A 26909-nucleotide genomic window follows, 5' to 3' on the forward strand; every position below is an offset into this window, starting at 1 on the left:
CTTGGAAGCCAAGGCCCATGTACAGAGGGAGAAGGCGCAGCCGCGCAGCCGTGCGGTTTTTTGCGGCTTTGCGACGGCCCGTGCGCGGGCCGAGCACCAAAGCGCACAGAAACCGCACGTAAAGCGCGCGTCAAGCACGGCGTCTGCTTTCCGGGGCCCGGCGGCCCCTCGTCTCCTGTCACGACGCCCGCGTCAAGTGCCTGGCACAAGGCTCGGGGCGGCTGTCCGTCTGTAAATGGACCCTGGCGTGCGTGCTACCATTGTTTGTTATCCATCCCGTCATTCGATTGAGCAGCAATGAATTCCGAGACGCATTCCACGACACCGCCCGCGAGCCTGGTAATCGCATCGAGGGAAAGCCGGCTCGCCATGTGGCAGGCCGAGCACGTGCGGTGTGCGCTGCACAAATTATATCCATCTTGTGACGTGAAAATCCTCGGAATGACGACGCGCGGCGATCAGATCCTCGATCGCACGCTGTCGAAGGTCGGCGGCAAGGGACTCTTCGTGAAGGAACTGGAAGCCGCGCTCGCCGACGGCCGCGCCGATCTCGCCGTGCATTCGCTCAAAGACGTGCCGATGGAATTGCCCGACGGCTTCGCTCTCGGCGCGATTCTGGAGCGCGAGGACCCGCGCGATGCATTCGTGTCGACGCAATTCGCGTCGCTTCGCGCGCTGCCCGAGGGCAGCATCGTCGGCACTTCGAGCCTGCGCCGCGAAGCCATGCTGCGCATGCATTTCCCCCATCTCGACGTGCGCCCGCTGCGCGGCAATCTCGACACGCGGCTCGCCAAGCTCGATCGCGGCGACTACGCGGCGATCATCCTCGCCGCCGCCGGACTGAAGCGGCTCGGGCTTCAATCGCGCATCCGCGCGCTGCTCGACGCAGACGAAAGCCTTCCCGCCGCGGGGCAGGGCGCGCTCGGCATCGAGATCCGTGCGGGCCGCGCCGATCTCGCCGCGTGGCTCGCGCCGCTGCATCACGCCGAAACGGCTGCCGCCGTCGAAGCGGAGCGGATGGTGTCGCGCTCGCTCGGCGGAAGCTGCGAAGTCCCGCTCGCCGCCTACGCGACGTGGCGCGACGGCGCGCTGCACCTGCGCGGCTGTGTCGCCACGCCGGACGGTTGCCGCGTGCTCAAGGCCGAAGCCACGGCGAGCGCGCCGGACATCGAAGCCGCGCTGGAACTCGGCCGCCGCGTTTCCGCCGATCTCGAAGCTCAGGGCGCGATGGACATCGTGCGCGCGCTCACCACGGCGAGCGGCGCTCGCGTTCCGCCCGCAGCGGCACCGGCTGTCTGATGACGAGCGCGCGCCGTGCAACCGTAATCGTCACGCGGCCGCTCGGCCAGTCCGCCGGCTTGCTCGCACTCCTGGCGGCGGCCGGCTTCGAGACGCTGGAATTTCCTCTGATCGACATCGCGCCCGTCGCCGACGACGCCCCGCTGCGCGCCGCGCTCGCCGAGCTCTACGGTCCGCAGAAATACGCGCTCGTCGTGTTCGTGTCGCCGAATGCGATTGATCACGCGTTCGGCAAGGCCGGCGCGCCGTGGCCGGTGGAGGTGCCGGTCGGCGTCGTCGGGCCGGGCAGCGTCGCGGCGCTCGCGCGGCAGGGCGTGGCGTCGCCGGCGTACCGGGTGATCAGCCCGTCGTCGGAACATCCCGATCCGCGCTTCGACTCGGAGGCGCTCTACGCGGCCATCGAGGCGCATTTCGGCGCGAACGGCCTCGAAGGCAGGCGCGTGCTGATCGTGCGCGGCGACGGCGGCCGCGAATGGCTGGCGGAGCGGCTCGAGGAAGCGGGCGCGGCGGTCGAGAAGGTCGCGGCATACCGCCGCATCGTGCCCGAGCCGTCGATGCAGAAGTGGGAGCGCATTCACACGCTGCTCGCGGGCGGGCCCCACGCGTGGCTCCTGACCAGTTCCGAAGGCGTGCGCAATCTCGACGAGCTCGCCCGCGACCACCTGAGCCGCGACGAAACCGCGCAACTGAAGCGCGCGCTGCTCGTCGCGCCGCATCCGCGTATCGCCGAGGCCGCGCGCCAGGCGGGTTTTGATAGGATTACGGTGTCCGGCGCCGGCGACGAGCGCATCGCAGAGGCGCTGAAGACGGCGCTGGCTGCGTGGGCGCAGGCCGCGCCGCCGGCTGACGCAAGCCACGAAGACGCAAGCCCGGCGCAGCGAGGCGCCGGTTCGCAAACCGCAGTCGATACTTCAAAGACCCCCAATGCGGAATCCGCGCCGACGGATTCCAAACCGGCCGCAGCGCCGGCCCACCAACCGGCTCAATCACGCATGACTGATTCGAACGATTCCAAGAAAGCTTCACCTCAGCCGACCGTGACCCCGCCCCTGCCGCCGAACACGCCGTTCACGCCCTACGAGGCGCAGAAAAAGCGCGGCGGCGCCGGCACCGCCCTGTTGTGGTCCGTCATCGTGATCCTTGCCGTCGCGGCGGGCGCGGGCGGTTACGTGCTCAACCGCAAGTTCGAGCGGACCGACCAGCAGTTCGCCGCGCGGCTGCAGGCGACCGACACCGAGACCGCCGAGCTGCGCGCGAAGGCCGAGCAGGCCGCGAGTTCGGCCGGCGCGCTCAACACGCAGATCATCCAGTTGCAGGGCAAGCTGAACGACGCCGAGGCGCACAGCCAGGCCCTGCAGCAGCAGTACCAGGACCTCGCGAGCAACCGCGACGACTGGACCATCGCCGAGGTCGAGCAGATTCTCTCGAGCGCGAGCCAGCAGCTTCAGCTGACCGGCAACGTCCAGCTTGCGCTCTTCGCGCTGCAAAGCGCCGACACGCGCCTCGCCGCGACGACCGGCGCGCAGGTCGTCGCGATCCGCAAGGCGCTCGCGCAGGACATGGACAGGCTGAAGTCCACGCCGAGCACCGATCTCACCGGCCTCGCCATCAAGCTCGACACCGCCATCGACCAGATCGACCGCCTGCCGCTCGCCGGCGAGGCGCCGATCGAGCCCGCCGCGGCGCGTGCGGCCGCCCCGGCCAACAGCGCGTCGATCGCGGCCGCGACCGGCGAGCCGCGCTGGAAGGTGATCTGGCATCAGGTGACGAGCGGGATCGTGCAGCAGCTGTCGAGTCTCGTGTCGATACGCCGCATCGATAACGCCGACGCCATGCTGGCCGCCCCCGATCAGGGCTATTTCGTGCGCGAGAACGTGAAGCTGCGGCTGCTGTCGGCGCGCCTGTCGCTGCTTTCGCGCAGCGAAACCACGCTCAAGTCCGACCTGCACGCCGCGGATGCGTCGCTTGCGCGCTACTTCGATCAGTCGTCGAAGAAGGTGCAGGCCGTGCGCGATCTCGTCAAGCAGGTCGATCAGGCGTCGCTCGCGGTCGCCGTGCCGAACCTGAACACGAGCCTCGCGGTCGTCCACCAGTTCAAGCGAGGCGGATGATGACGATTCGTGGACTCATTTGGCTCTCGCTCCTCTTTGCGGTCGCGGTGGTGGTCGCCACCGTCGGCGGCTTCGACGGCGGGCAGGTGCTCTTCGTCGTGCCGCCGTATCGCGTGGACGTGTCGCTCAATCTTTTCGCGGTCGCGATCGTGGTGCTGTTCGTCGTGCTCTACGGGCTGATCCGCGCCGCGCGCACCGTGTGGAAGATGCCGCAGCGGGTGGCCGCCTATCGCGCGCGCAGCAAGCTCGCGAAGGCGAACGCGTCGCTGCGCGATGCGGTCGGCCACCTGTACGCGGGGCGTTTTTCGAAGGCGGAGAAGGCGGCGCGCGACGCGCTCACCGTCGACGACAACAAGGGCGCGGCCGGCCTGATCGGCGCGAACGCGGCGCACCGGATGCACGAATTCGCGCGCCGCGACGAGTGGCTCGGGCAGATCACGGGCGCGGAATGGCAGGACGCGCGCCTGATGGCCACCGCCGACATGCGCGCCGACGGCCGCGACGCGGACGGCGCGCTCGTCGCGCTGACCGAGATGCAGGCGCAGGGCGGGCGGCGCATTCACGCGCAGCAGATCGCGCTGCGCGCGCAGCAGCAGCTGAAGAACTGGGGCGAGGTGCTGAAGCTCGTCAAGACGCTGGAAAAGCGCGAGGCGCTGCATCCGGCGGTGGCGGTGCGGCTGCGGCAGGTCGCGGCGGAAAACCTGCTGCGCGACCGGCGGCACAATCCGGATGCGCTGCTGGAGCTGTGGCAGTCGCTTTCGCCGACGGAGCGCCAGTCGCCGCGTCTTGCCGATCTCGCCGCCGAATTGCTGATCGCCCTCGACCGGCGGGCGGACGCGCGCAAGATCGTCGAGGAAGCGCTCGCGCACAACTGGGACGCGCGCCTGCTGCGCCGTTATCCCGACTGCGTTTCCGGCGACGCGCTGCCGCTCATCCAGCGCGCGGAGGCGTGGCACAAGGAGCGCACCGAGGACGCCGACCTGCTTTTCACGCTCGGGCGGCTCTGCCTGCATCAGCAGTTGTGGGGCAAGGCGCAGGCGTTTCTCGAATCGGCGCTCAAGCTCGCCGACAACGAGCCGCTCAAGATCCGCACGCATCGCGCGCTGGCCCGCCTGCACGAGCAGCTAGGCGACGCCGAGAAGGCGAGCCAGCATTATCGCGAGAGCGCGCTGGCGATGAACGTGGTCTGAACGGCCGAAGCCATGAAAAAGCCGCATGCGTTCGAAACGCATGCGGCTTTCTTTTTAAGACCTGCGGATGTCACCGCGAAGGTCAGTTCGTCAGTACGTGGGCACGCCCGGATCGACCTGACGCGACCATGCGTCGATGCCGCCGTACAGGTTGAACACCTGCGTGAAACCGCGCGATTCGAGGAACATGCCGACCTGCGCGCTGCGCGCACCGTGATGGCAGATGCAGACGATCTGCGCTTCGTCGTCGAGTTCCTCGCTGCGGGCGGGGATGTCGCGCATCGGAATCGACACGACGTTCGCCATTTTCGCGGTCTGCAGCTCCCACGGCTCGCGCACGTCGAGAAGAACGGGCGCGGGACGCGATGAATCGGCGAGCCATGCGGCGAGATCGGAGGCGGACAGGTTTTGCATGACGTTACGTCTGGTTCGTGTTTCGGTGAGAGCGGCTCAGAACTTGAAGCGCGGCGGATGCACCGCGTTCTTGAGCGGCGCGACGAGCGTTTCGAAGATATCCGACACGCGGAACTGCTTTTCGTCGACGCGCGTGACGATCTGCGCCTTCATCACCGGCGCCGCGCCGACGAACGCGGCGATCCGCCCGCCGATCTTCAGCTGCTCGAGGAATTCCTGCGGCATCACCGGCAGGCCGCCCGATACGCAGATCACGTCGTAGGGCCCGCCCTCCGGCCAGCCGAGCGCGCCGTCGCCCGTCACGACCTGCACGTTCGACACGCCGTTCGCCGCCAGATTCTGCTCGGCGAACGCGGCGAGTTCCGCCGAAATCTCGACGGTCTTCACGCTGCGGCCGCGCGCGGCGAGCAGCGCCGCCATGTAGCCCGAGCCGGTGCCGATTTCGAGCACGGTTTCCTGTTTCGACACCGCGAGCTCCTGCAGCACGCGCGCCTCGACTCTCGGCGGGAGCATGCGCTCGCCGCCCGGCAGCGGAATTTCGAGATCGGCGAACGCGATACTGCGATACGCGGCGGGCACGAAGTTCTCTCGCTTGACGACCGACAGCAGGTTCAGCACGTCCTGGTCCAGAACTTCCCAGGGACGAATCTGTTGCTCGATCATGTTGAAACGCGCTTGCTCGATGTTCATGTTCAGTCTGCGAGTTGATCGACCGGCTGGGTGGCGAGACTCCGGTCCGCGGGGTAGGGGAATCGCCGAGATTGTAGCAAATCGGCGCGCCGCGGGCCTTGTGCGGCGCGCCCGGGGCTAGTGCGGCAGCCGGATGTCGAGCTTGAACGTGACGAGCCGCGCGACGAGGATGAATCCGGTCGAGAAGAGCACGTTGTAGATCGAGTCGACCTGCAGCCAGTGGAGCCCAAGGAAGATCCAGCAGCCCGCGAACGCGCACACCGCGTAGGGCCGCGAGTCGCGCAGGATCAGCGGAATCTCGTTGCACAGCACGTCGCGCATCACGCCGCCGAACACGCCCGTCACCACGCCCATCATCACGGCGGTGAAGGCGGGCATCTGCGCGTCGAGCGCGATCGACGTGCCGGAAATGCTGAAGAGGCCGAGCCCGATCGCATCGGCGACGAGCAGCATGCGCTCGTCCACGAGCCGGGTGGTCATCTTGAGGAACATCGGCGCGAAGATCGCCATCGCGAAAATGACGATCACGTAGTCCTGGTGCTCGACCCAATAGAAGGGGCGGCGCGAGAGCAGCACGTCGCGCATCGTGCCGCCGCCGAATGCGGTGGCGAGCGCGACCAGAAACGCGCCGACGGCGTCGAGCCGGCGCTTGCGCGCCTCGATGAGCCCGGAGAGGGCGTACGAAAAAAGCGCGAGCGCTTCCATCACGGAGATGGCGAGCGTGAGCCTAGGATGCACTGCCGTCCCTGCGGTTGCCCCTGTCCTGGGGATGCCCGTGGTGGCGCGGCGTGCCGCCCGGCTGCAGCAGCACGAGCACGGCGCCCGCGCCGCCGTCGTGGGGACGCGCCTGGCAGAACGCGATCACTTCCTCCTTTTGCACGAGCCACACGCGAACCTTGCCCTTGAGCACCGGCTCCTTGCCGATCGAGCCGAGCCCCTTGCCGTGGATCACGCGCAGGCACCGCAGCCCGCGCTTGACCGACTCGCGGATGAATTCGGCGAGCGCCTCGCGCGCCTCCTCGCGGCGCATGCCGTGCAGGTCGAGCTGCGCCTGCACGATCCACGCGCCGCGCCGCAGCTTGCGTACGACTTCCTGGCTCACGCCCGTGCGGCAGTAGGAGAGCGTTTCGTCGATGTCGAGGAGGCTTTCGGGGTCGTATTCGTCGGAGAGCGCTTCCTGAAGCACCGCCTCCTCGTCGCGGCGCGTCTGCAGCGGCACGGGGGGCGGCGGAACGCGGGTGAGCGTCGTGCGCGGCGGGGTCTTCAGCGGCTCGATTTCGCCGACCGAGCGGCGAAAGACGTCGGCGTCGTCGACGGCTTCGCGCTTCGCGCGCACCGCCGCCACGCGCTCGATCTCGCGCTTTTCGGCGTCGGCCTTCAGCGCGCCGCGCAGCGTGGCAAGGCCCGCGAGGCCATCGCGCCGGACGGATGCCTCCACGTCCTTCGGCGTCGGCGGCGCCTTTTGAACGGGCGCGGCGGCGCGCGGCGCGGGATCGCGCCGGTGCCTCGGTTCGTTCGGATGGGGCAGGTTCTTGGGCATCGCGCTCTTGGCGGGTCGAAAAGCGGCTATTTTCGTGAAGCGTTTGCCAACGGGGAAGGTTCGTATCGCAAAAACGTTCCGGCACGGCAGCATGAAAAAAGGGCCGGCGGAGCAAAGCCGCGGCCCTTTTTCGTGCGTCGCACATGCGACCCGCGCCGGCTTCGCTTCGAACAATGCCTGCGCCCGCTGGCGGGCGGCGCGGCAGACACCATCTTACCGGTTCGCCGCGCCGCCTACGTTTCAGCGGTCCAGCAGCGGTCCCTTAGCGGTCCGTCTCGTGGCTCATCGAGTGCGGCGTCGGGGTCTCGTCGATGCTTTCGAGATAGCGCTGCGCATCCAGCGCGGCCATGCAGCCCGTGCCCGCGCTCGTGATCGCCTGGCGGTAGATGTGGTCTTGCACGTCGCCCGCGGCGAACACGCCCGGGATGCTCGTGGCCGTCGCGTCGCCGCTCGCGCCGCCCTTCGTGATGATGTAGCCGTTCTTCATCTCGAGCTGGTTCACGAAGAGATCGGTGTTCGGCTTGTGGCCGATCGCGACGAACACGCCCTGCAGCGGCAAGTCGGTGGTTTCACCGGTCTGCGTGTGCTTGATGCGCAGCGACGTCACGCCGGACGCGTCGCCCTGCACTTCGTCGAGCACGTGGTTCCACTTGATGTCGACGATGCCTTCCTTTTCCTTCGCAAGCAGGCGGTCGATCAGGATCGGCTCGGCGCGGAACTTGTCGCGGCGATGCACGACCGTCACCTTCTTCGCGATGCCCGCGAGGTAGATCGCTTCCTCGACAGCCGTATTGCCGCCGCCGATCACCGCGACCTCGCCGTTCTTGTAGAAGAAGCCGTCGCAGGTCGCGCAGGCGGACACGCCCTTGCCCATGAAAAGCTCTTCCGACGGCACGCCGAGGTACTGCGCCGACGCGCCCGTCGCGATGATCAGCGAATCGCAGGTGTATTCGCCCGAGTCCCCGATCAGGCGGAACGGACGCTCGTTCAGCCTGGCCGTGTGGATGTGGTCGAACACGATTTCCGTGTTGAAGCGCTCGGCGTGCTCCTGGAAGCGCTGCATCAATTCCGGACCCTGGACGCCGGCCGGGTCGGCGGGCCAGTTCTCGACGTCGGTGGTGGTCATCAGCTGACCGCCCTGCGCGAGCCCGGTGATCAGGAGCGGCGACAGGTTGGCCCGCGCCGCGTAGACAGCGGCGGAATAGCCGGCGGGACCGGAACCGAGAATCAGCACTTTGGCGTGTTTGGGCGAAGACATGAGAGCAATTCCGTTGTTGATGGTTATCGGGGGCGTGCAGCGTGGGTGCCGGACGGGCGCCGCGCGGGCGGCAGGCCGTGGCGGGCGGCGGACGTGTCGCGCTTCGGCCGGCGGGCCAAAAACCCCTTCGATGAACCCTATTTGGGTGTCTGGCCGCCATTATAAAGGCCCGTCGGGAAGCTCACCGAGTTGAACCTTTCAATGGCGCCGATAGCGCGCGCGGGCTTTTCAGCGTGTTACAGGATGAAACCGGCTGCAAGCGGAAGCCCGTTTTTGCACGTTCACCGCAATGCAGCGTTTACAATGGGCGACCGACACATTCGGCCCCGCGGTTTCATCGCGCGGCCGTGAAAAGCCTCACGGATCAATGGCAAAAGCTACCTATTCTGCGAGCGCGCAGGCGTTGCCGCACCGCATGTCGCGCCTTTTCACCGAAATTCGCTGGATTCTCCAGGTTGCGCTCGGACTTTTCCTGCTGATGGCGCTCGTGAGCTACACCCGGCGCGATCCGAGCTGGACGCACGCCGCGACCGTCGATCACATCGGCAACTGGGCGGGCCGCGTCGGCGCATGGACGTCCGACATCCTCCTCCTGCTCTTCGGGCTGTCGTCGTACTGGCTGATCGTGCTGCTCGCGCGGCGCATCATCGCGAACTATCGCCGGATCACGCAAACCGAGACACCCGCCGATGAACAGGCGAAAGACCGCACCTGGCTCGCGGAAGCCTTCGCCTTCGTGCTGGTGCTGCTCGCAAGCGACGGCATCGAGGCGCTGCGCATGTGGTCGCTCAAGGTCCAGTTGCCGCGCGCACCGGGCGGCGTGGTCGGCGAGGCGATCGCGAAGCACATGTCGCACGCGTTCGGCTTCACCGGCGCGACGCTTTTCCTGCTGATCGCGCTCGCGATCGGCCTGTCGCTCTATTTCCGCTTCTCGTGGCTGTCCGTCTGCGAAAAGGTCGGCGACGGCATCATGGCGGCGATCACCGGCGCGAAACTGCGCCGCGAGGCGGGGCGCGACCGCAGGCTCGGCGAGGAAGCGGCGTCCACGCGCGAAGGCAAGGTCGTGCGCGGGCGCGTGAAGATCGAGGACCACGAGCCGGTAATGATCGTCCCGCCCGTCGCGACGCCCGCGAAGTCCGAGCGCGTGGAGCGCGAAAAGCAGGTGCCGCTCTTCAAGGACCTGCCGGGCGACTCCACGCTGCCGCCGCTCGCGCTGCTGGATGCCGCGCCGGAAGTGAAGGAAACGATTTCCGCCGACACGCTCGAATTCACGTCGCGCCTCATCGAAAAGAAGCTGAAGGATTTCGGCGTCGAGGTGAGCGTGGTCGCGGCGTATCCGGGGCCGGTCGTCACGCGCTATGAAATCGAGCCGGCCACCGGTGTGAAGGGCAGCCAGATCGTCGGGCTCGCGAAGGATCTCGCGCGTTCGCTCTCGCTCGTGTCGATTCGCGTCGTCGAGACGATTCCGGGCAAGAACTACATGGCGCTCGAACTGCCGAACCAGCGCCGCCAGACGGTCAAGCTCTCCGAGATCCTCGGCTCCGAGGTCTACGCCGACGCCGCCTCGCCGCTCACGATGGGCCTCGGCAAGGACATCGGCGGCAAGCCCGTGTGCGCCGACCTCGCGAAGATGCCGCACCTGCTCGTCGCCGGCACGACGGGCTCGGGCAAGTCGGTGGGCATCAACGCGATGATCCTGTCGCTGCTCTACAAGGCGAGCGCCGACCAGGTGCGCATGATCCTGATCGACCCGAAGATGCTCGAAATGAGCGTCTACGAAGGCATTCCCCACCTGCTGTGCCCGGTCGTCACCGACATGCGGCAGGCCGGCCACGCGCTCAACTGGGCGGTCGCGGAAATGGAGCGCCGCTACAAGCTGATGAGCAAGCTGGGCGTGCGCAATCTCGCGGGCTTCAACAACAAGATCGACGAAGCCGCGAAACGCGACGAAAAGCTCCCGAATCCGTTCAGCCTCACGCCGGACGAGCCGGAACCGCTCACGCGGCTGCCGAATATCGTCGTCGTGATCGACGAACTCGCCGACCTGATGATGGTGGTCGGCAAGAAGGTGGAAGAACTGATCGCGCGGATCGCGCAAAAGGCGCGCGCGGCGGGCATCCACCTGATTCTCGCGACGCAGCGGCCGTCGGTGGACGTGATCACTGGCCTCATCAAGGCGAACGTCCCGACGCGCATGGCGTTCCAGGTGTCGTCGAAGATCGACTCGCGCACGATTCTCGACCAGCAGGGCGCCGAGTCGCTGCTCGGCATGGGCGACATGCTCTATCTGCCGCCTGGCTCCGGCCTGCCGGTGCGCGTGCACGGCGCGTTCGTGTCGGACGAGGAAGTGCATCGCGTGGTGCAGAAGCTGAAGGAGCAGGGCGAGCCGAACTACATCGAAGGCATTCTGGAAGGCGGCCTCGCGGGCGACGGCGACGAAGGATCGGCCGGCGCCGCGGGAACCGGCGGTGCTGATGGCGAGTCCGACCCCCTTTACGATCAGGCGGTGGAAGTCGTGATCAAGAACCGGCGCGCATCGATTTCGCTCGTTCAGCGGCATTTGCGCATCGGCTACAACCGCGCCGCGCGCCTGCTCGAGCAGATGGAAAACTCGGGGCTGGTGTCGGCGATGTCGTCGAACGGCAATCGCGAGATCATCACGCCCGCGCGCGACGCCGAATAGGCGCGTTCATCCTTGGAGAACAGATATATGCAGCAGAAGTGGATTGGCCGCACGCTGGCAGCCGCGCTGACGGGCGTGTCCATGCTGATCGCGTCGCAGGCGTTCGCGGGCGGTACCGAGCAGTTGAAGGCCTTCATTGCGCAGGTGCACGCGGCGCGCGGCACGTTCGTGCAGCAGGAAGTGAAGTCGCCGGGCAAGGCGGGCGGCGCGAGCCAGAGCGCGGCCGCCGCGCCGAGGAGCGGCGGCACGTCGAGCGGCACGTTCGTGTTCGCGCGGCCGGGCAAGTTCATCTGGTCGTATGAGAAGCCGTACGCGCAAGTGCTCCAGGCGGACGGCGACAAGCTCTATGTCTATGACAAGGACCTGAATCAGGTCACCGTGCGCACGCTCGGCGGCGCACTCGGCGCGAGCCCGGCGGCGATTCTCTTCGGCAGCAACGACCTGGAGCAGAACTTCACGCTGCGCGATGCGGGCGTGAAGGGCGGCATCGACTGGCTGGAGCTCACGCCCAAGGCGAAGGACACCCAGTTCCAGACGGTCGGCATCGGCTTCAAGAACGGCAATCTGGAGGCGATGGAGCTGCACGACGTCTTCGGCAACGTCACGCTCCTCACCTTTTCGAACATCCAGAAGAACCCGCCGCTCAAGAGCGACCAGTTCAAGTTCAGCGTGCCGAAGGGCACTGACGTCATCAACGGGTGATCAGGCGGGCTTCGGCCCGGCACCCTCCGCGTGGGCGGCGTTCATGTCCTCGACAAACGCCTCCACGATCTCGTTCCTCAACTGCCGAGCGCGCGTCACCATCTGGAAAGCGACGCGGTAGCGCATCTTCGCCGCATTCAGCGGCGCCAGCATCCCCTCCTGTACATACGGCGCGGCGAAGTGTTCGGGCAGATAGCCGAGATGGTGGCCCGACAGCACGAGCATCGCGACGGCCTCCATGTTGTCCGCGACCGCGCTGATGTTGCGCGGCGCCATCGCCTCTGCTTCCGGCAGCGGGTAGCTGCGCCATGCCCATTCGTAGTCGGCGGCCGCGTCGGGGTCGATGTCGCCCGCGGTGTCGAAGAGCGGATGCCGCCGCGAGCAGTACGCGAACTGGTCCTCGGCGTAGATCTGCGTGTATTCCAGCGACGGCACCCGATGCCAGAAATAGCCGATCGCCACCTGAATCCTGCCCGCAAGCAGCAGTTCCTCCAGCTCGCCCGGCGAGCGCACCAGCACTGAAAACCGCACTGATTCGTCGCGCTCGCGAAACCGCGCGATCGCCTCGCTGATGCGCGCGCTCGCGGAGACGGGCGTATGGCCGATCATCCCGAGCGTGAGCGTGCCCACCAGTTTCTTGCCGACGTTGCGCGCGGCCATGCCGAAGGTGTCGATGGCGGCGAGCAGCGTGCGGCATGCCTCGACGAACTGCTCGCCGCGCGCCGTCAGCGCGAAGCCGCTCCGGCCGCGCTCGCACAGGCGGTAGCCGAGGCGCGTTTCGAGCGTCGCGAGCTGCGTGCTGATGGTGGACTGGCCGACGTTGAGCGTCGCCTGCGCGGACGAAATTCCGCCCGCGTCGACGATTGCGAGAAACACGCGGATGAGGCGCAGATCCAAGTCGGAGAGATGCGTGAACATGATGGTGCGTCCAATACATCGATGTGGATCGATGTGAAGTTAATTTTGGCGCCATTTTAACTTCACCGCGCAACGCTTATTAATGCGGGGTGAGCCGATCAACGCCCAACCGGAATTCATCGAACGCCATGAATACTTTGTCACTTTTTGCCCCCGCCGAGCACTTCGATTCGCATTTCACCGCGCCGGATCATCGCGGCGAGCGCCCGCAGCCGCTTTCCGGCAACCAGATGCCGCGCTGCGGCGGCATCACGACGATGATGCGCCTGCCGCACGTGCAGTCAGCGGCTGGGCTCGACGCGTGTTTCGTCGGCGTGCCGTTCGATCTGGGCACGTCGAACCGCACCGGCGCGCGCTTCGGCCCGCGCCAGGTGCGCAGCGAATCGGTGCTGCTGCGCCCGTACAACATGGCGACGCGCGCCGCGCCGTTCGATTCGCTGCGTGTCGCCGACATCGGCGATGTGGCGATCAATCCGTACAACCTGCTCGATTCGATCGGCCGGATCGAGCGCGCCTACGACGAGATCCTCGCGCACGGCTGCAAGCCGCTCACGATCGGCGGCGACCACACCATCGCGCTGCCGATCCTGCGCGCGATCGCGAAGAAACACGGCAAGGTCGGGCTGATCCACATCGACGCCCACGCCGACGTGAACGACACCATGTTCGGCGAGAAGATCGCCCATGGCACGCCGTTCAGGCGCGCGGTGGAAGAGGGCCTGCTCGATTGCAAGCGTGTCGTGCAGATCGGGCTGCGCGGCACGGGCTATGAAGCCGGCGACTTCGACTGGTGCCGCGAGCAGGGCTTTCGTGTCGTGCAGACGGAGGAGTGCTGGAACAAGTCGCTCGCTCCCTTGATGGAAGAAGTGCGCGCGCAGATGGGCGACGGCCCGGTGTATTTCACGTTCGACATCGACGGCATCGACCCGGCGTTCGCGCCCGGCACCGGAACGCCCGAGATCGCCGGGCTCACCGTGCCGCAGGCGCTGGAAATCATTCGCGGGGCGCGCGGGCTGAACATCGTCGGCGCGGATCTGGTGGAGGTCGCGCCGCCCTACGACCCGTTCGGTACGACGGCGCTGCTCGGCGCGAACCTCGCGTTCGAACTGCTCTGCGTGCTGCCGGGCGTGGAATACCGCGCGGCTAAGTAGGCAGACGCAACAAAAAGCAACACTGGAGACACTTGTACATGACAGCAGTCAAGGGCGCCGCGCGCGCCCAATCTCATCAGGACGAGACCCAGGGCGAAGCGGCCCGGGGAGCGCAACCGAAGCGTGCCGCGCTGGCGTCGTTCGTCGGCACGACGATCGAGTGGTACGACTTCTACAGCTACGCGACCGCCGCCGCGATCGTGTTCGGCCCGCTGTTCTTTCCCGGCGAAAACCGGCTCCTCACGCTGCTCGCGTCGTTCGGCACGTTCGCGATCGGGTTCTTCGCGCGGCCGCTCGGCGGCCTGCTGTTCGGGCACATCGGCGACCGGCTCGGGCGCAAGCGCTCGCTGATGCTCACGCTCACGCTGATGGCCGTCTCGACGGTCGCGATCGGCTGCCTGCCGACCTACGCCCAGGCGGGCGCGATCGCGCCCGCCCTGCTCGTCGTGCTGCGTCTTCTGCAAGGCATCGCGGTGGGCGGCGAGTGGGGCGGCGCGGTATTGCTCGCGGGCGAGCACGCGCCAGCGGGGAAGCGCACCTTCTTCGCGTCGTTCGCGCAATTGGGCAGCGCGAGCGGGCTGATCCTGTCGATCCTCGCGTTCGGCATCGCAAGCAAGCTGCCCAACGCCGACTTCATGTCGTGGGGCTGGCGCGTGCCGTTTCTCGCGAGCATCGTGCTGCTCGCGGTCGGCTTCCTGATTCGCGCGAGCGTCAACGAATCGCCGGAATTCGAAGCGATGAAGAAGGACGATCAGATCGCCGCGAACCCCCTGCGCGAAACGCTCAAGGAATGGCGGCTTTTGCTCGCCGCGATCGGGGCGAACGTGTACGGCATCGCGGGCGTGTACTTCAGCAACATCTTCATGATCACGTACGCGACGCAATACCTGTCGCTCGACCGCTCGATGGTGCTCGACAGCATGTTCTTCGTCGCCGTCCTGCAGTTCTTCGTGCAGCTGGGCGCGGCGTTCGTCGCGCAGCGTTTCGGCACCGCGCGCGTGCTGACGATGGCCGCCGTCTGGGCGATCGTCGTGCCGTTCATCATGCTGCCGCTCGTGCGCATGGGCACGATGGGGTCGGTCACGCTCGGCGTCGGGCTCGCGACCGTCGCCGAATCGGGGTATTACGCGGTGATCGCCGGTTTCGTCACGGGCCTCTTCGCGGCGCGCATCCGCTACACGGCGATTTCGCTCGCGTACCAGGTTTGCGGCGCGCTGGCGGGCGGCCTGACGCCGCTTTTCGCGACCCTGCTCGCGGAGCGTTTCGCACCGGGCTGGGTGGCGATGGCGCTGTTCTATTCGTCGTTCGCGCTGCTTTCGCTGATCTGCGTGCGCTGGCTTGCGCGGCGCGAGGCGTCGCGCGACGCCGACGCCGAAGACAACTCCGGCAGCCGGCTCGCGAACGGCGCGACGTTCGGCCCGGCGGCGCAATGACCGAGGGCGTCGCGGTGCCGTCCGTTCAGGCACGGCATCGATGAGGCGCTGAAGCCCGATCCGGGCCGCATGCGATAAAAAAGGCCGTGCGCATCACTGCGCAACGGCCTTTTCTTTACTTTAAATGCGTTCCCGGCTCGCCTGAAGCGTATTCCGGTACTCATGCACTCATGCACTCATGCACTCATGCACTCAAGCGGCCGTGCGCATCACGCGTACGCCCGCCGCTGCGCCGACAGCAGCGCGAGATACACCACCGCGCCTACGGCGAGCGCCGGCAGGGTCGCGCCGAGATTCGGCAGCCACTGGTTGATCGCGTGATACGCCGCGATGCCCGCCGCCCACGCGATGAACGCGCTCACATGCCAGCCGCCCGAAAAGACGTAGCGGCCGCCCGGATCGGCGAGCGCCTCGATCTCGATGCGGCGCTTCCTCACGATGAAATGATCCGCCAGCACCACGCCGAAGAGCGGCGCGAACACCGAGCCGATCAGCAGCAGAAAGTTCTGATATTTGCCCATTTCGACGACGAGCGCGACGAGCGTGCAGAGCGCGCCGAACGCCGCCGAGAGCATCGGCACGCCTGCGCGGGCCCAGAACGTGCCCGTCGAGACCGCCGCCGAATGGATGTCCGCGAAGGCGTTGTCGATTTCGTCGATCAGGATCAGGAGGAGCGCGATGCCGCCGCCCGCCTGCGCGAACGCGATCGTCAGAAGCGCGTCGCCGCCGCCCGCGACGAGGCCGTAGACCGCGCCGAGCGCGTAGAACCAGAGGTTCGCGATGCCATAACCCGCGAGCGTGCCGCGGAACGTGCCGCCCGCGCTGCGGCCAAAGCGCGTGTAGTCGGCGATCAGCGGCAGCCACGACAGCGGCATCGCGACCACCAGATCGACCGCCGCGCCGAACGCCATGTCACCGGTGCCCGGGCGGCGCATCAGCGCGGCGAGATCGTGCTTCGCGAGCAGGTTCCACGTGAGCCACGCCGCGCCGCCGAGCAGCAGCCAGATGCCCCACGTGCGCAGGAAGCGCCGCACGAACGACAGCGGCCCGCTTACGGCGAGCAGCGTCGCGAGCACGCCGAAGACGAGTGTCCAGATGAGCGGCATCGAAAGGCCGAACGACTGCGTGGCGAGGGCGTCGGCGGAATCGCGCATCACGATGATCTCGAACGAGCCCCAGCCGACCAGCTGGATCGCGTTGAGCACCGCCGGCACCGACGCGCCGCGCACGCCGAGCGTCGGACGCAGCGACGACATCGCCGCGAGCCCCGTATCCGTGCCGACGACGCCCGCGAGCGCGAGCAGCGCGACGCCGATCGCCGTGCCGATCGCGATCGCGAAGAGCGCGTGCGGCAGCGACAGGCCCGGCACGAGCAGCGCGCCCGCCTGCGCCACCAGCAGGCCGATGCCGAGCGAGAACCACAGTGCGAAGGCGTCGGACGCGGCGAACGCGCGGCGCTCGGGCGGTACGGGCACGAGCGGGGCGTAGGCGGAAACGGCGGCTTCGTCGAATTGTGTGCTCTCTTGTTTGCTCTCTTGTCCCATCGGAGTTTTGTCCCTGTCTTTGTCAGCCGCGTTGATTGGCTGCGTGATTGGCCGCATCGCATGCTTGCGGCGAACGGCACGGCCGTCCGTCCGTCCGTCCGTCCGCTTCGCGCCCGGTCCGCGGCTGTCATAATGGCTCGTTTCACCGGCCGATTCGATTCGCGGGCGCCGAAACCTGTTCGCGCCGTTTCACGTCTTGTCGCGACACTTCGCGCGCGACTGTCTCGAAAAGCGAAAGATTATCGCCGCGTTTGCCCAACTTGCGTCATTCAAAACACATGTTCGAAGAAAACCGTGGCACCGTTCCGCTCGCGGAGCGCCTGCGCCCCCGCACCATCGACGACGTGATCGGCCAGAAGCACCTGCTCGGGACGGGCAAGCCGCTGCGCGTCGCGTTCGAATCCGGCGAGGCGCATTCGATGATCCTCTGGGGGCCGCCCGGCGTCGGCAAGACGACGCTCGCGCGCCTGATGGCCGACGCCTTCGACGCGCAGTTCATCTCGCTTTCGGCCGTGCTTTCGGGCGTGAAGGACATTCGCGAGGCCGTCGAGACGGCGCAGATCCACCGGGCGAACGGTCACCAGACGCTCGTGTTCGTCGACGAGGTGCATCGCTTCAACAAGAGCCAGCAGGATGCGTTCTTGCCGCACGTCGAGTCGGGACTGTTCGTGTTCGTCGGGGCGACAACCGAGAATCCGTCGTTCGAGGTGAACAGCGCGCTGCTGTCGCGCGCGGCGGTCTACGTGCTCAGGAGCCTCGACGCCGACGAGCTGAAGGAGCTGCTCGATCGCGCTCAGGCCGAGCTCGGCGGGCTGACCTTCACCGACGAAGCCCGCGACGCGCTCGTCGGTTCCGCCGACGGCGACGGCCGCAAGCTGCTGAACAACCTGGAGATCGTCGCGCGCGCGGCGGCCCAGAAGAAGGCGACCCAGATCGACGGGCCGCTGCTCGGCAGCGCGATCGCGGAGAACCTGCGCCGTTTCGACAAGGGCGGCGACGCGTTCTACGACCAGATCAGCGCGCTGCACAAGTCAGTGCGCGGCAGCAACCCGGACGCGACGCTCTACTGGTTCTGCCGCATGCTCGACGGCGGCGCGGACCCGCGCTATCTCGCGCGGCGCATCGTGCGCATGGCGTGGGAGGACATCGGCCTTGCCGATCCGCGCGCAGGTCGCATCGCGCTCGATGCCGCCGAAACCTACGAGCGGCTCGGCACGCCCGAAGGCGAACTCGCGCTCGCGCAGGCGCTGATCTATCTCGCCGTCGCGCCGAAGTCCAACGCGGGCTACGTGGCGTACAACGAGGCGCGGCGCTTTGTGAGCAAGGACCAGTCGCGCGGCGTGCCGGTGCATCTGCGCAACGCGCCGACCAAGCTGATGAAGGAGCTGGGATACGGGCACGAATACCGCTACGCGCACGACGAGCCCGATGCGTACGCGGCGGGCGAGACCTATCTGCCGGACGGCATGCGCGAGCCGCACTGGTACGAGCCGACGCCGCGCGGGCTGGAGGGCAAGATCGGCGAGAAGATGGCGCGCCTCGCGGAGCTCGACGCGCAGTGGCGGCGCGAGCACAAGGATGACAAGAAACGGTAACAAGAAACCCGGGCGCGGCGCGCCCGTGCGCTAAAATCGCGAATTCCGATTACTCAAAAAGCAAGCCCCCGCCATGCTCGACATCCAACTCCTGCGCAAAGACCTGGACGGCGTCGCGAAGCGCCTCGCCGATCGCGGCTACACCCTCGATGTCGCCGCGTTTTCGTCGCTCGAAGCCGAGCGCCGCGAGATCCAGACCCGCACCGAAGAACTCCAGGCGCGCCGCAACAGCCTGTCGAAGCAGATCGGCGCGATGAAGGGACGCGGCGAGGACACGTCGGCCGTGATGGCGGAGGTGGGCGGCATCGGCGACACGATGAAGGCGTCGGCGGCGCAGCTCGAAGAGATCCAGAAGCGGCTGCAGGACATGATGCTCGGCGTGCCGAACCTGCCGCACGAAAGCGTGCCCTTGGGCGACGACGAAACGCAGAACGTGGAAGTGCGCCGCTGGGGCACGCCGCGCACGTTCGACTTCGAGGTGAAGGATCACGTCGATGTCGGCGCGCCGCTCGGCCTCGATTTCGAGACGGGCGCGAAGCTCTCGGGCGCGCGCTTCACGCTGCTGCGCGGACAGATCGCGCGGCTGCACCGCGCGCTCGCGCAGTTCATGATCGACACCCACACCGAGCAGCACGGCTACGCCGAGACCTACACGCCGTACATCGTGAATCCGGAGATTCTGTACGGCACCGGCCAGCTGCCGAAATTCGCCGACGACATGTTCCGCGTCGAAAAGGGCGGCGACGAGCACACGGTCACGCAATACCTGATCTCGACCTCCGAGATTTCGCTCACGAACACGGTGCGCGACAGCATCCTCGATGCGAACGCGCTGCCGGTGAAGCTCACCGCGCATTCGCCGTGCTTTCGCTCGGAGGCGGGCTCCTACGGGCGCGACACGCGCGGCCTGATCCGCCAGCATCAGTTCGACAAGGTCGAGATGGTGCAGATCGTCGCGCCGGAAAAGTCGTACGAGACGCTCGACGAGATGGTTCGCCATGCCGAGGCGATCCTGCAGAAGCTCGAGCTGCCGTATCGCGTGATCACGCTTTGCACCGGCGACATGGGCTTTTCGGCGTCGAAGACGTTCGATCTCGAAGTGTGGCTGCCGGCGCAGAACACGTATCGCGAGATCTCGAGCTGTTCGAACACCGAGGCATTCCAGGCGCGGCGGATGCAGGCGCGTTTTCGCAACGCGCAGGGCAAGCCTGAATTCGTGCATACGCTGAACGGCTCGGGGCTGGCGGTGGGGCGCACGCTCGTCGCGGTGCTGGAGAATTTTCAGAACGCGGATGGATCGGTGACCATTCCGATCGCGTTGCGGCCGTACATGCGCGGCGCGGAGCGGATCGAAATCGCCAGGGCCGACTGAATTTGTCGGAAAGATGCAAAAAGGGGCTTGGAAAGCCTTTTCAGGTTCGCTATAATTTCGTTCTTCGCCAAGCAGCGACCCGCTTGGCGAAGGTCCGCGGAGCTAGAGTAAAAGCCGCGTGGTAGACGGAAAGGTGGCAGAGTGGTCGAATGCGCTGGACTCGAAATCCAGTGTACAGTTTTGCTGTACCGTGGGTTCGAATCCCACCCTTTCCGCCAGGACATAAAAACCCCGCAGATCGCAAGATCTGCGGGGTTTTGCTTTTCGCGCCGTCGTCAGGGGCCGACAGGCTATTTTTTACCAGCGGCGCGGCGCCACACCGAGCGGTATCATCCGCGCCTCGCTCATTCCGGAAAGCCTTCAAATCCCGATCACGTCGTGCACCGCGCGATATCGAAGCGCAATTCCGGCTCCGGCAACCCGCTGTATTCCCCTTCCGACTTCTGCACCTTCACGATCGAGCCGTATCCCGAGGGCGTCAGCGTCACGAGCCATGCGTTGGGCCCGACGACAAGCTCTGTCGACCCGTTCGCGCGCGTCGTCTCCACGGACGGCAGCATGCGCTCGAGGCAACTGGAGACGTCTGACGCCGTTCGCGCCGACGACACGTGGATGACGGGCTTCGACGCACGCAGTTCCGGCCCGCTCGTCGAGCTGCAGGCGGCGAGCGCGATCGTGGCAGCGAGTGCGGTGAGCGTGGCGAACGTGGAGAGAGGATGCAAGGACATGAGACTCCAGCGCGTTAAAAAAATTGACAGCGTGAATAGACCGTAAACGTCCGCGCCTGACAAGGCCGGTTGCGGCCCGATACAAATCGGCGGTGCGGCGCCGCGCCCGCGCGCGGTCCTGAGCGCCGGGCGGGCGATGCTATCATCCCCGGCAATCCGCATCCATCGCGCGACCATCGCACACCAGCGACACGACCTCATCCGCTCGACTCAATGGCCATCACTCTCAAGACACCCGCCGACATCGAAAAACTGCGCATCTCCGGCCGCATGGCCGCCGAGGTCCTGGCGATGATCGGCGAGCATGTCCGCCCGGGCGTCACCACCGACGAACTCGACTCGATCTGCAACCGCTTCATCGTCGACGAACTGAAGGCCATTCCGGCGAACGTCGGCTACATGGGATTTCCGAAGACCGTGTGCACCTCGGTCAATCACGTCGTCTGCCACGGCATTCCGGGGCCGCGCGAACTGAAGGACGGCGACATCATCAACATCGACGTCGCGATCATCAAGGACGGCTACTTCGGCGACACGAGCCGCATGTACTACGCGGGCAAGCCGGGCGCCGAAGCAAAGCGCCTCTGCGACACGACCTACGAAGCGATGGTCGCGGGCATTCGCGAAGTGCGCCCGGGTGCGACGCTCGGCGACATCGGCTTCGCGATCCAGTCGGTCGCGCATCGCGAAGGCTTCTCGGTCGTGCGCGAATACTGCGGGCACGGCATCGGCCGCGTGTATCACGAAGACCCGCAGGTGCTGCACTACGGCCAGCGCGGCGCGGGACTGCGCCTGAAGCCCGGGCTCGTCTTCACGATCGAGCCGATGGTCAACGCGGGCCGCCCCGCGACCCAGCAATCGCGCGACGGCTGGACCGTGACAACGAAGGACCGCTCGCTTTCGGCGCAGTGGGAGCACATGGTGGCCGTCACCGAGGACGGTTTCGAACTGCTTACGCCGTGGCCCGACGGTACCGGCGCGTACGGCGCGCCGTAAGTCCGGCCGCGACGTTCGGGACGCTGCATTCGGCGCGCGGCGCTCGCGTGTGCGGCAATCCTGCGCCGCCGGGCCGCAATCGGCGACGAATGTGCGTTCCGGGGCGCCGTTCGCAAATAAAAAATTGACTCGTTCGCCCGTTCGGTTGAAGCTACGAGATAGGTAGAGAGATAATCGCCCGCATGACTCCTTCACTGACTGTCCGCCGCATCGCCGCGCATCAAGGAGCAGTGTTGCGCGAGCTTCGTACGGCCTCGCTGCGGGAGGCGCCGTACGCCTTCGGCGAGACGCTCGAAGACGCGCTTCTCGTCGACGCAGCGAGTTTCGATGAAATGGCGGCACGCCAGGCGAGCTCGCCCGCTGCCGCCACGTTCCTGCTGTACACCGAAGGCCATCCGGCCGGGCTCGTCGGCGCGTTCATCGACGAATCCGGGCGCGGCCGCGCGTTCGTGCATGCGCTCTGGGTCGCGCCGGCCGTGCGGCATCTGCGCGGCGGCGAGCTCCTCGTCAACGCGGCCTCGCACTGGCTCGCGCAACAGGGTGCCGCCGAGGTCTATGCCTGGATTGCCGACGAGAACCGCACCGCGATGCGCTTCTACGAGCGCCTCGGATTCGGGCCGACCGGCGATCGCCGCTCGATGCCCGCCCATGCCGAAGAATGGGAAACGCTGCTCGTGCATCACGTGCAGATCGAGGAGCGTCGCGCGCCGGGCGCGGCGTGAGGCATTCGCGAAATCCTCCGCTTATTTCCGCACCGGTTCTGCCGGCCTTGCGCATTCCCCGTATCCGCATTCCGCAGATCCGCTCGTTGGCCACCCAGTCTTAAAAAATATGGCTGAGTGCGCTTGCGCCTGTAAAATACGCAAAAATTTTGGCTGTTCCTATGTCGCTCAACAAAACGCCCTTTTTCGAACTGCGCAGCGGCTCCGTCGACACGCTTTTATTCGTCGTCAAGACTACCGACCTTGACGCGCTGCGCTCCGAACTCACGCGGCGCTTCGAAGCGACTCCCGAATTCTTCGCCAACGATGTCGTCGCGATCGACGTGCGCCGGCTTGCCGAGACATCGGCGACCGAAAGCGTCGCGCTCGACGAGATCGCGCAACTGCTCGCGAGCGTGCGCATGCGGCCGATCGGCGTCGTCGCGACGGCCGCGCAGGCGTGGGCTGCGCAATGGGCGTCGGCGGGCGGCCTGCCGCTTCTCGAAGCACGCGACAGGCGCGGCGCGCCCAAGCCGTCAGTGGGCGAAGCGAGCGCGAACACCGAGGCCGCCGCGGTGATCGAAGCGGCCGTCGCGAAGACGCCGCCGCCCGCGGCGCTTTCGCCCACGACCATCATCGATCGGCCGTTGCGCTCGGGGCAGCAGGTGTATGCGAAGGGCGATCTCGTCGTGCTGGGGCTCGTGTCCTACGGCGCGGAAGTGATCGCGGAGGGCAACATTCATATCTATGCGCCGTTGCGCGGACGCGCGCTCGCGGGCGTGCACGGCAACAACGACGCGCGGATCTTCTGCACGTGTCTCGAGCCGGAACTGATCTCCATCGCGGGGATCTACCGGACAACCGAGAATCCGCTGCCGGCCGACGTGCTGGGCAAGTCGGTGCAGATCTGGCTCGACGACGACGAGAAACTGATGATCGAACCGCTGCGGCTCACCTGAGACGGCGCGCCTGAACCGGACGGCGCGCACTCGGGGCAGGACGGCAGCGGGATTTAATTGACGAACACAAGGTACCTTGTATGGCAAAAATCATTGTGGTGACTTCGGGAAAGGGCGGCGTCGGCAAGACGACCACCAGCGCGAGCTTCGCTTCGGCGCTCGCATTGCGCGGCCACAAGACGGCCGTGATCGACTTCGACGTCGGTCTGCGCAATCTCGACCTCATCATGGGCTGCGAACGCCGTGTGGTGTACGACCTCATCAACGTGATCCAGGGTGAAGCGAATCTGAACCAGGCGCTCATCAAGGACAAAAAGTGCGAGAACCTTTTCATCCTGCCGGCGTCCCAAACCCGTGACAAGGACGCGCTCACGATGGAGGGCGTGGAGAAGGTGATCAACGACCTGATCGCGATGGACTTCGAATACATCGTGTGCGATTCGCCGGCGGGTATCGAATCGGGCGCGCTGCTCGCGATGCACTTCGCCGACGAAGCGTTGATCGTGACGAATCCGGAAGTGTCGTCGGTGCGTGACTCGGATCGCATTCTCGGCATTCTGTCGTCGAAAACGAAGCGTGCGATCGAGGGCCGCGAGCCCGTCAAGGAACATCTGCTGATCACGCGCTACAACCCGAAGCGTGTGAGCGAGGGCGAAATGCTCTCGCTCAACGACATTCAGGAAATCCTCCGGATCGAGCTGATCGGCGTGGTTCCCGAATCGGAAGCCGTGCTGCATGCATCGAACCAGGGGCTGCCTGCCGTGCACCTCGATGGTACTGACGTCGCCGAGTCCTACAAGGACATCGTGTCGCGATTCCTTGGCGAGGAAAAAGCGCTGCGTTTCACCGACTATCAGAAGCCAGGTCTGCTGCAACGCATTTTCGGCACCAAGTAAGGGGACGCAATGTCGATTCTTTCGTTTTTGCTGGGCGAGAAAAAGAAGTCCGCTTCGGTTGCGAAGGAACGCTTGCAGTTGATCATTGCGCACGAGCGCGCGGGCGGCAAAGCGGCCGCCGATTATCTGCCGGCGTTGCAACGGGAACTCGTTGCCGTGATTTCCAAGTACGTGAAAATTTCCAACGACGATATTCGCGTGAGCCTCGAGCGACAGGACGATCTCGAAGTGCTGGAAGTGAAGATCGAAATTCCGCAGGCGTGAACGCCGCGCTGCCCGCACGCGCGTAAAAACGCGTCGCGCGGCCGAACAGAAAAGCCGGGATCGGACGATCCTGGCTTTTTTGCTTTCGAGGCTATCGTTTGCGGAAGTGAAGCCGCATTCGTCTGTTCTTTCATCAATATTCCGTTGCACATTCGACCCCCGGGTAATACGCCGGATGTCGGCCGATCGCACGTCTCGCGCATTGAATGCGTATTGCCGCCAAGGCGTATCCCAGAGAGGTCGGTCATGAAAACTTCCCTTCGTTTTTTGCTTGCCCAGGCTGCGCTCGTCGTCGCCGGCGCGACGGCTGTGGCGAGCGCGTCGGCGCAGATCGTGGTCATCGCGCCGAGCGCGCCGCCGCCCGTGCGCTACGAGCCGGTGCCGCCCGCGCGCGCGGGCTATGTGTGGGATGGCGGCCACTGGCGCTGGGAACACGGCCGCTACGCGTGGGCGCCCGGTCACTGGCAGGCCGAGCGCATCGGGCATCGCTGGATGCCGGGGCACTGGGCCGCGCACGGCGGGCAATGGCGCTGGATGCCGGGACACTGGGCGTAGCGCGCGGAGGACGTCATGAAGAAACTCATGCTGATCGCCGTGCTTTCGACGATGCTCGGTGGCTGCATCGTCGTGCCCGCGCATCCCTACTACTACCGGGCGCCGACGGTGTACGTCTACTGAGCTGCGCCTACTTGTGCGCCGGCTCGTCGGCGTCGGCGTCGGCGTCGGCGAGGGGCGCCGGCACTTCCGGCGCAGGCGCGGGCGCTGGCAGCGGCGCGTGCGCCATGTAGCGCTCGGAGAGCGCTTCATAGAGCGGCGGCGCGAAAAAGCGCGAGACGCGGCTCGAGATCAGCGCGGTCGCCATCAGCGCGATCACGAGCGCGTGGCCGTTGAGCATTTCCATCACGATCACGAACGCGGTGATCGGCGACTGCGTGACGGCCGCGAGATAGCCGACCATCGCGAGCGCGATCAGCATCGGCAGTTGCATGTTGGTGAGCACCATGTGCAGCACGTTGCCGAAGCCCGCGCCGATCGACAGCGACGGCGCGAAGATGCCGCCCGGAATGCCCGGCAGGTAGGAGCCGATCATCGAAATCAGCTTCAGGAGCGGATAGAACACGGAAAGCTGCGTGTGGCCTTCGAGCAGCCCGCGCGCTTCCTCATAACCGCTGCCGAACGTCGTGCCGCCCGACACGATCCCGGCGACCGCGATCACGAGCCCGCACAGCGCGGCGAAGGCGACGGGCCGCGTCGCGTGGAGCTTTCTGAGCGGGGCGGGAATCCATCGCGCGGTGTTGAGCAGCAGCCAGCAGAACACACCGCCCGCGATGCCCGTGACGAGCGCGGTCAGCACGACGGCGACCGCGAGCAGGTCGGGGAAGGTCGCACCGGCCTGGATCGTGCCGAAGTACGTGTAGTTGCCGTTCAGCCCGAGTGCGACGATCCCCGCGAAGATGATGCCCGTGATCAGCACGCCGCTCGTGCGCACTTCGAAGCTGCGGGTCAGTTCCTCGATGGCGAACACGATGCCGGCGAGCGGCGTATTGAACGCCGCCGACAACCCCGCCGCCGCCCCGGCGAGCACGAGTTGCCGCTCGATGAGCGCGTTCGAGCGCGGATACAGACGGCGCAGGTTGAACATCAGTGCGGCGCCGACCTGCACGGTCGGGCCTTCGCGGCCGATCGTGAAGCCGCCGAGAATCGCGAGAAACGACACGGCGATCTTGCCCGCGAGAATTCGCAGCGTGAGGAGCCGCGCGCCGGACGCCGACGTCGGGCTGTTCAGCACGGCGATCACCTGCGGGATGCCGCTGCCTTCCGAGCCGCGGAAAAACGTGCGTGTGAGCCAGACGCAAAGCGCCGCGACGGACGGCGTGAGAAGAAGCGGCAGCCACGGGTGTTCGCCGAGAGCGGTGCGAAAGAGCGCGTAGCCCCAGTCGATCAGGTGCGCGTAGAACACCGCGACCAGCCCGACTGCGATCGCGCCCAGCCAGAAGATGCCGTAGCGGCGCCAGAGGCTGCGCGCGCGGCGGATGGTGTTGAGCGGAAGAGAGCGTAGCGCGCGAATCATGCTGAGACCGCCGGCAAAGCGTCGATTATACGAGCGAGCGGATTCTCGATCCGTGCACCGGCCGCGCGTGACCGGCATGAAGTGCAAAAAGAACAGGCACGTAGCTCGAGGCCGCGCGCCCGGAAAGCGCTCCCGTCGGGGAGGCGGGAGCGATGACGACGGCCGCCGTGCGCGGCCGCTTTTACTCGCCAGAGCGCTGAAAACTCGGTTCGATTCAGAAGAATCGACCGGATAAGGCGCAATCCGAATCGTAAATCGGACATTAATTCTTATAAACCGCGGGCATTAGAGATTTCAATGCCGTTGCGTAAACGGATATTCGGCAGCTTTCAACGCGAAATATGTTTCGTTTCGTGCATGAGAGAACATTCACCGGACCCGCGCATTTCAACTG

At 66.4% G+C, this 26909-nt stretch carries 24 protein-coding genes and 1 tRNA gene; 16 read left to right on the forward strand and 9 right to left on the reverse strand.

Annotated features, from left to right (window positions below):
* The first annotated feature begins 297 nt into the window (after nt 1–297).
* The 3 genes from hemC to BG61_RS02320 are packed head-to-tail and all read left to right on the forward strand — an operon-like array spanning nt 298 to nt 4600.
* Nucleotides 298–1299: a hydroxymethylbilane synthase gene (gene hemC / locus BG61_RS02310; protein WP_035926310.1), complete on the forward strand. Its 1002-nt coding sequence runs from the start codon at nt 298–300 to the stop codon at nt 1297–1299.
* Nucleotides 1299–3410 carry a fused uroporphyrinogen-III synthase HemD/membrane protein HemX gene (gene hemDX, locus BG61_RS02315; protein ID WP_035926308.1) on the forward strand — a complete coding sequence of 704 codons (2112 nt, stop codon included), beginning with the start codon at nt 1299–1301 and terminating at the stop codon, nt 3408–3410. The genes hemC and hemDX overlap by 1 nt, the downstream gene beginning before the upstream one ends.
* A complete protein-coding gene (locus tag BG61_RS02320) occupies nt 3410–4600 on the forward strand; it encodes a heme biosynthesis protein HemY (protein ID WP_174479706.1) in 1191 nt (396 codons plus the stop codon). Before hemDX ends, BG61_RS02320 begins: the two co-directional genes overlap by 1 nt.
* A gap of 90 nt (nt 4601–4690) precedes the next feature.
* Here BG61_RS02320 and BG61_RS02325 read toward each other — a convergent pair whose 3' ends face one another.
* The 5 genes from BG61_RS02325 to trxB form a co-directional block, all read right to left on the reverse strand.
* A complete protein-coding gene (locus BG61_RS02325) occupies nt 4691–5014 on the reverse strand; it encodes a rhodanese-like domain-containing protein (RefSeq protein ID WP_035926303.1) in 324 nt (107 codons plus the stop codon).
* A 36-nt stretch (nt 5015–5050) separates the two neighbouring features.
* Complete coding sequence (locus BG61_RS02330) at nt 5051–5704, reverse strand: protein-L-isoaspartate O-methyltransferase family protein (RefSeq protein WP_035926301.1); 654 nt, start codon at nt 5702–5704, stop codon at nt 5051–5053.
* Nucleotides 5705–5821: 117 nt separating this feature from the next.
* Nucleotides 5822–6442, reverse strand: coding sequence for a trimeric intracellular cation channel family protein (locus tag BG61_RS02335; protein WP_035926299.1), 621 nt, complete (start codon nt 6440–6442; stop codon nt 5822–5824).
* Nucleotides 6432–7244 carry a Smr/MutS family protein gene (locus BG61_RS02340; RefSeq protein WP_035926296.1) on the reverse strand — a complete coding sequence of 271 codons (813 nt, stop codon included), beginning with the start codon at nt 7242–7244 and terminating at the stop codon, nt 6432–6434. The genes BG61_RS02335 and BG61_RS02340 overlap by 11 nt, the downstream gene beginning before the upstream one ends.
* A gap of 262 nt (nt 7245–7506) precedes the next feature.
* Nucleotides 7507–8502, reverse strand: coding sequence for a thioredoxin-disulfide reductase (gene trxB, locus BG61_RS02345; RefSeq protein WP_035926294.1), 996 nt, complete (start codon nt 8500–8502; stop codon nt 7507–7509).
* 367 nt (nt 8503–8869) lie between these two features.
* On the opposite strand from trxB, the gene BG61_RS02350 reads away from it, so the two are divergent.
* Entirely contained in the window at nt 8870–11185 is a 2316-nt protein-coding gene (locus BG61_RS02350) for a DNA translocase FtsK (RefSeq protein ID WP_035926291.1), read from the forward strand.
* A 27-nt stretch (nt 11186–11212) separates the two neighbouring features.
* The gene (gene lolA / locus BG61_RS02355; RefSeq protein ID WP_035926289.1) at nt 11213–11887 is read left to right on the forward strand and encodes an outer membrane lipoprotein chaperone LolA; all 675 of its coding nucleotides are present in this window, start codon (nt 11213–11215) and stop codon (nt 11885–11887) included.
* Here the strand turns inward: lolA and BG61_RS02360 are convergent, their stop codons facing one another.
* A complete protein-coding gene (locus BG61_RS02360; protein WP_035926286.1) occupies nt 11888–12805 on the reverse strand; it encodes a LysR family transcriptional regulator in 918 nt (305 codons plus the stop codon).
* A 128-nt stretch (nt 12806–12933) separates the two neighbouring features.
* On the opposite strand from BG61_RS02360, the gene speB reads away from it, so the two are divergent.
* Both speB and BG61_RS02370 read left to right on the forward strand, forming a co-directional pair.
* Nucleotides 12934–13956, forward strand: a complete 1023-nt coding sequence (gene speB / locus BG61_RS02365) for an agmatinase (RefSeq protein ID WP_051672215.1) — start codon at nt 12934–12936, stop codon at nt 13954–13956.
* A gap of 38 nt (nt 13957–13994) precedes the next feature.
* Complete coding sequence (locus BG61_RS02370) at nt 13995–15389, forward strand: MFS transporter (RefSeq protein ID WP_051672216.1); 1395 nt, start codon at nt 13995–13997, stop codon at nt 15387–15389.
* A gap of 209 nt (nt 15390–15598) precedes the next feature.
* Here the strand turns inward: BG61_RS02370 and cytX are convergent, their stop codons facing one another.
* Nucleotides 15599–16933, reverse strand: a complete 1335-nt coding sequence (cytX, locus tag BG61_RS02375) for a putative hydroxymethylpyrimidine transporter CytX (RefSeq protein WP_035926282.1) — start codon at nt 16931–16933, stop codon at nt 15599–15601.
* A 278-nt stretch (nt 16934–17211) separates the two neighbouring features.
* On the opposite strand from cytX, the gene BG61_RS02380 reads away from it, so the two are divergent.
* From BG61_RS02380 to BG61_RS02390, 3 genes are all read left to right on the forward strand, one after another.
* Nucleotides 17212–18528 (forward strand): replication-associated recombination protein A, encoded by a 1317-nt coding sequence (locus BG61_RS02380; protein ID WP_035926279.1) that lies wholly within the window; start codon nt 17212–17214, stop codon nt 18526–18528.
* Between the two features lie 73 nt (nt 18529–18601).
* A complete protein-coding gene (serS, locus tag BG61_RS02385; RefSeq protein ID WP_035926277.1) occupies nt 18602–19900 on the forward strand; it encodes a serine--tRNA ligase in 1299 nt (432 codons plus the stop codon).
* A gap of 127 nt (nt 19901–20027) precedes the next feature.
* Nucleotides 20028–20118 (forward strand) — tRNA-Ser (locus tag BG61_RS02390).
* 153 nt (nt 20119–20271) lie between these two features.
* Here the strand turns inward: BG61_RS02390 and BG61_RS02395 are convergent.
* A complete protein-coding gene (locus BG61_RS02395) occupies nt 20272–20628 on the reverse strand; it encodes a hypothetical protein (protein WP_051672217.1) in 357 nt (118 codons plus the stop codon).
* A gap of 213 nt (nt 20629–20841) precedes the next feature.
* On the opposite strand from BG61_RS02395, the gene map reads away from it, so the two are divergent.
* From map to BG61_RS02425, 6 genes are all read left to right on the forward strand, one after another.
* Entirely contained in the window at nt 20842–21624 is a 783-nt protein-coding gene (gene map / locus BG61_RS02400) for a type I methionyl aminopeptidase (RefSeq protein WP_035926274.1), read from the forward strand.
* A gap of 182 nt (nt 21625–21806) precedes the next feature.
* The gene (locus tag BG61_RS02405) at nt 21807–22346 is read left to right on the forward strand and encodes a GNAT family N-acetyltransferase (RefSeq protein WP_035926271.1); all 540 of its coding nucleotides are present in this window, start codon (nt 21807–21809) and stop codon (nt 22344–22346) included.
* 161 nt (nt 22347–22507) lie between these two features.
* On the forward strand, nt 22508–23284 hold the full coding sequence (minC, locus tag BG61_RS02410) for a septum site-determining protein MinC (RefSeq protein WP_035926269.1): 777 nt from the start codon (nt 22508–22510) through the stop codon (nt 23282–23284).
* Between the two features lie 80 nt (nt 23285–23364).
* A complete protein-coding gene (gene minD / locus BG61_RS02415) occupies nt 23365–24180 on the forward strand; it encodes a septum site-determining protein MinD (RefSeq protein ID WP_035926264.1) in 816 nt (271 codons plus the stop codon).
* A 9-nt stretch (nt 24181–24189) separates the two neighbouring features.
* Nucleotides 24190–24444 (forward strand): cell division topological specificity factor MinE, encoded by a 255-nt coding sequence (gene minE, locus BG61_RS02420; RefSeq protein ID WP_035926261.1) that lies wholly within the window; start codon nt 24190–24192, stop codon nt 24442–24444.
* A gap of 246 nt (nt 24445–24690) precedes the next feature.
* On the forward strand, nt 24691–24999 hold the full coding sequence (locus BG61_RS02425; protein WP_035926259.1) for a YXWGXW repeat-containing protein: 309 nt from the start codon (nt 24691–24693) through the stop codon (nt 24997–24999).
* A gap of 130 nt (nt 25000–25129) precedes the next feature.
* Here the strand turns inward: BG61_RS02425 and BG61_RS02430 are convergent, their stop codons facing one another.
* Nucleotides 25130–26515: a chloride channel protein gene (locus BG61_RS02430; protein WP_035926256.1), complete on the reverse strand. Its 1386-nt coding sequence runs from the start codon at nt 26513–26515 to the stop codon at nt 25130–25132.
* Nucleotides 26516–26909 lie beyond the last annotated feature (394 nt).

The sequence above is a fragment of the Caballeronia glathei genome (assembly GCF_000698595.1).
In the GTDB taxonomy this organism is placed as follows: Bacteria; Pseudomonadota; Gammaproteobacteria; order Burkholderiales; family Burkholderiaceae; genus Caballeronia; species Caballeronia glathei.